This window comes from Peribacillus psychrosaccharolyticus ATCC 23296, from assembly GCF_000305495.1.
In the GTDB taxonomy this organism is placed as follows: domain Bacteria; phylum Bacillota; class Bacilli; order Bacillales; family DSM-1321; genus Peribacillus; species Peribacillus psychrosaccharolyticus.
The window spans coordinates 1-4,310 of sequence record NZ_AJTN02000068.1 but is presented as its reverse complement, the minus strand read 5'-3'; the positions used below and the strand labels follow the sequence as shown (position 1 = coordinate 4,310).

At 34.2% G+C, this 4,310-nt stretch carries 6 protein-coding genes; 2 read left to right on the top strand and 4 right to left on the bottom strand.

Annotated elements, in window-relative coordinates; all coding sequences use genetic code 11:
• Nucleotides 1-452: 452 nt before the first annotated feature.
• Nucleotides 453-1,031 carry a DUF6944 family repetitive protein gene (locus WYK_RS05640; protein ID WP_040373606.1) on the top strand — a complete coding sequence of 193 codons (579 nt, stop codon included), beginning with the start codon at nt 453-455 and terminating at the stop codon, nt 1,029-1,031.
• A gap of 209 nt (nt 1,032-1,240) precedes the next feature.
• On the opposite strand, the gene WYK_RS05635 is transcribed toward WYK_RS05640, so the two are convergent.
• The 3 genes from WYK_RS05635 to WYK_RS05625 all read right to left on the bottom strand — a co-directional run bounded on the left by WYK_RS05635 (nt 1,241) and on the right by WYK_RS05625 (nt 3,044).
• Nucleotides 1,241-1,729 (bottom strand): hypothetical protein, encoded by a 489-nt coding sequence (locus WYK_RS05635; RefSeq protein ID WP_040373605.1) that lies wholly within the window; start codon nt 1,727-1,729, stop codon nt 1,241-1,243.
• Nucleotides 1,730-1,735: 6 nt separating this feature from the next.
• A complete protein-coding gene (locus tag WYK_RS05630) occupies nt 1,736-2,149 on the bottom strand; it encodes a hypothetical protein (RefSeq protein WP_040373604.1) in 414 nt (137 codons plus the stop codon).
• 517 nt (nt 2,150-2,666) lie between these two features.
• Nucleotides 2,667-3,044 (bottom strand): PH domain-containing protein, encoded by a 378-nt coding sequence (locus WYK_RS05625; protein ID WP_040373603.1) that lies wholly within the window; start codon nt 3,042-3,044, stop codon nt 2,667-2,669.
• 273 nt (nt 3,045-3,317) lie between these two features.
• Here WYK_RS05625 and WYK_RS05620 point away from each other — a divergent pair, with 273 nt between their 5' ends.
• Complete coding sequence (locus WYK_RS05620; RefSeq protein ID WP_040373602.1) at nt 3,318-3,743, top strand: DUF4275 family protein; 426 nt, start codon at nt 3,318-3,320, stop codon at nt 3,741-3,743.
• 112 nt (nt 3,744-3,855) lie between these two features.
• Here WYK_RS05620 and WYK_RS05615 read toward each other — a convergent pair whose 3' ends face one another.
• Entirely contained in the window at nt 3,856-4,290 is a 435-nt protein-coding gene (locus WYK_RS05615) for a ferritin-like domain-containing protein (RefSeq protein ID WP_040373601.1), read from the bottom strand.
• Between the last annotated feature and the right edge of the window lie 20 nt (nt 4,291-4,310).

Genomic DNA, 4,310 nt, shown 5'->3' with positions numbered 1-4,310 from the left:
GAACAGAGTGATAAATGATCAGAAACCCTCCTAAATGCAGGGGGATTTTTTGTGGTTTAAAAGGATTTAGAGATGAAAAATCAATGAGTGTTGACCACCTAGAATTGTTTTTATACGAGTATTCACCAACAGAAAAAAATTGTAAACGCTGTTGTACTTGGCTTTATAATATTGTGTGAGAAAGTGAAACTTGTTCCGCACGGCAAGTACACCCATGGGAACTTGAACAATATAGGAGCAAGTATTAATTCTGAGGGCTCTTGACGTCAACGACGTTGAGTGCTTTTTTTGTGTTTCGGGCATTTGGTTCCTCAAAAAAGCAAAGGGATTGTAGAAGGTAAGAAGGAAAATTGAGGACATTTGAGAGGGGCTAATTTATTATATTTATCCATTAAAAACGTTTTGTTAATTTATGAATAATATAGAAATAAGAAATTAATGGGAGGGGCGAGATGGGAAGCCATTTTAAAGAAGTCTTTGGTTCAGTGCTCTCAACTATAGGCACTATTGAATCAGCAATAGGTAGTACTCCTTTCAAAAATATGAGCGAGAAGGTAAGCTTTAATTTAAGGCTTCAAGGAAACGTCTTGCAAGCCACTGGGAATGGTCTATCTGCGGATGGACAAGGAAATATTTTTTCACTAGAATATATCGGTGATTTAGTTCAGGCTACAGGAAATTCCACCGTTATAATCGGTTTACTTATAAAGTTTAAAAATCAGATAGATCAAAAGTTGATTATTTCTGGTAATTGGTTGCAGGCATTAGGTAGTTTCGTTGGATTAACTGATGAATTCGAGGACAGCACGCCTTCGGGACGTTCATATAATATTATTGGGGGGTTTTTACAGGGAATTGGAAACTCAATGCAGGCTTTAAGCGGTGTTTATCAACTTGAAGATGAAAATGATGTTGACGCCCGATTCCTTGGGGTACTCGGAAGTTGGATTCAAGCAGTCGGCTCAGTACTTTCATTAATTGGTCAAATCAAGGAAGAAACACAAGAAATTCAGTTAGGTATAGACGAATAATCATTTATTAGACCACTCTCATAGAGGGTGGTCTAAAAGCATGAACCTTTAGTTACTCATTGGTCAATGATTGACAGGCAAACAATTAAGGAGGCCATTTAAGAAAAGTGCTAAACTCCCTAGTGTAAATATTCGTCCCATTAATGTATTCTTTACCTTCACAAGTTGGGGGGATTATAAAAATTCCTCTAGTGTAATTATGAGTGGGATTAGTATAAATGTGGATAGATGATATTTCTTAGAAAAACAACTTCGTTATGAAGGGATTCTGTCTTTTGTATCAATGCACTCATATCTCTTTGCAAATAATAAACGCGATTTTCTAAGTTTTTAAATCGAATTTCTTGTTCTTCGTTATGTTGCTTAGTTTTCTTTTCATTTAATGCATCCAGCTGTATTTCAAGAGCTAACCCACCAGAAGAAACCATATCGCCTATAGTAATAAGGCTGGCTCCTAACAAAGCAAGAACAAATCCTATATTAGAGTCTGTAACGGGATTCTCTGTTGAAGAATTATTCTCTCCGTCCTCTTCAACGTCTTCTTCAACTTCGGCGACTTCTGTTGCTTCTGTTGCAATACCAATAACCGTAAGTATATTTCCTAAAGCTACAATCATTTGACCGAAGAAATCAATTTTATCTGCTAAGTTATCTGGTAATGAATCAAGATAGCTTTCATCAAGTTTTCTAAATAACAAAACTGATCACCTTCTTGAGAATAACATAACTTTTTCAACTACCTTCATAGATGCAACTTTAAACTCGTTCTCCACATTTTTTAGAGAAGAAAGACTTTCTATTAATGTTTCTTCGCTTATTTCGCGGTCATAATTTTCTTCCAGTTTTTTATTTAGGTCATATATACAATCTAGAACACTTTTATACGATTGAAAAAATAAATCATGTTCTTCTTTTAAAAAGGAGGGAGGATTGGCGGTTTCAAAAATTTGTATGCTGCTTTGCCCCAAGTTGATGACATTCCTTAAATCGTTTTGGTATTCCTCTTTATTTAAAAGTAGCCCTTCTTCTGTATACATGGGATAAACTGTTTTAGAAATATAAACTAAAATGCCTCCAATAAGATTGAGAAAACTGCCGTATTTGCTTATAGAACTCATAACATTCCTCCTAAACATAAACATTGGGCCTTTCACTAGATAATGTATGTTTATTTAATGGAATGGTCAAAAAAATATAAAAAACACAGGTAAAGAAATAAAATTTTTCAGGGGTCATTTCATTGGGAACCTTCTTATTATACTTAGGCTCTGTTAAATTTTGATGAAATAATACATCCTTCAGTCGGAATTCTTCTTTGAGTTCGAATGATAGAGCTGCTGTGCTTTTTTAGATAGCCTTCCGGATCTATCTGGTAAGCTCGCACCTTTTTTAGGTACTCTACCTCTAAACGAAGAAGTTCATTTTCCCATTCCGCTTTAATTGACCAGGATAAACTTCACCTGCAGCATGGTTGTTGTATAACTTCACTATGGATACACCTGTCCTATATAGCCATGTTCAAATAAACTCTCACAAGTAACCGTGATATTTAGCCATAATAAAACACCCCAAAAGGTAGATTCATAATCTAACTTTTGGGGTGCACTTCGAGAGGGATTTACATATTACTTATACTTATACGCAGACTGCAGCTAAAACTTTTTGAACATCATAAATACTTTTATCTTTTTTAAATTGTTTCGATATAGCTGGTAATTGGGCTCCTGAGATCCAAATTTTCAATTCAGCATCTAAATCAAAGTGTCCGGCAGTTTCTACATTAAAATGAGAAATACTCTTAAAAGGAATTGAATGGTATTCGACTTTTTTCCCAGTAAGCCCTTGCTTATCCACTAAAATAAGACGTTTGTCCGTAAAGACAATTAAATCCCTTATCAACTTAAAGGCAACATCTATTTCCTCACCATTTGTTAAAATTTGCTCTAATTCTTTTGATGCGTCTCCTTTACTTAACGTACTTGCGTTTCCCAGCATGCCATTTAAGAATCCCATCTTCTTTTCCTCCTCATTCGTTGTTAGGACATTCACCGTATTAAAATTCTGTTAGGAACTTGTTATGTAGTTTATGATAGGTGAAGTAATCTAATTAAAAAAGCGCGAAGTAACTTGATTTTTCTATCTTAATTCCTCAACTATATAGTTCACATCTAGGTTGTGCGTTTGTACCTGTAATATGCGTTTGATTTTATTCAAATTAATATAGAAAAGAATGAATCGATAAAGGGTGAAAGAATGGAGAAATATTAACGTTTTAGGAGGGATTAAATGGAACTTGTAGATATACTTAAAAATAAAAAAGTTAAAGTAACGGAAATACCAAAATGGGGAGCTTATTTACGTCAGCAGTGGGAAAGTAAGTTTGCTAACCATATTAGTCATGAAGAAAAAAAGTCGATTTATCTTTATGATGATCGTATTGCGTGTGGTTATTTATGGCATGTGTTTAGCTGGGAAAAAAGGGATTATTTAAAAGAAGAAAAGGCAGAAAAAGAATTTAATAATGAACTAAAGAATACTTTTTATGTTTTTTATCAACACTCAGATTATGCGTTAATTCTTGAGAATGCATCTAGGTTTACCGCTGATGATCTGTCAAACGAAGAAGACGTTTATGTTGTAGATAAAGAATTGAACTGGACTTATGTTAAAACACATGAAATTGAGTGTGGTCCTTATTTTAGTAGATTGTGACTTAAGGAACAGATACCTTAGTTAAACACAGATAGAGATGGGGAAGTACGATTTTTTTATCAAATCGTACTTTCAAATAAGGAAAAATAACTAACCTAGTAGGAAATTACTTCTAAGAATGTAGTAGAGACTTTAGATAATCTACATGTTCCCGATCCTTGTCAAGAATTTTATGGACTATACTTAGACTTTCTTCATCTAATTTATCTCTTACTAAGTCTTCGGTCATTTTTATACCGTATAGATTTTCCCCCTTAATAGCATGTTTAATAATTTCCTCTTCTGTATTATCCTTTTTAAATAAATTTCCAATTTGTCCTTCCACCTTTCCAATCAATCCTTCACTCGTTACAGGTGTACCGCCAAGATTCTGAATTCTCTCTGAAATAATGGTTGCATGATTTTCTTGATCTTTCTGGATGGAGATAAACGAATCTTTTAATGAGGAATGCTGCAGGTGCTTTATAAAGTGTGCATAGGCGTGAATGCCCATGTATTGGCCTTGTAAAAATTTATTCAGTGTCTTAATCGTTTGTTGCTGATCCATTTAGATCACCCCTTTAAAGT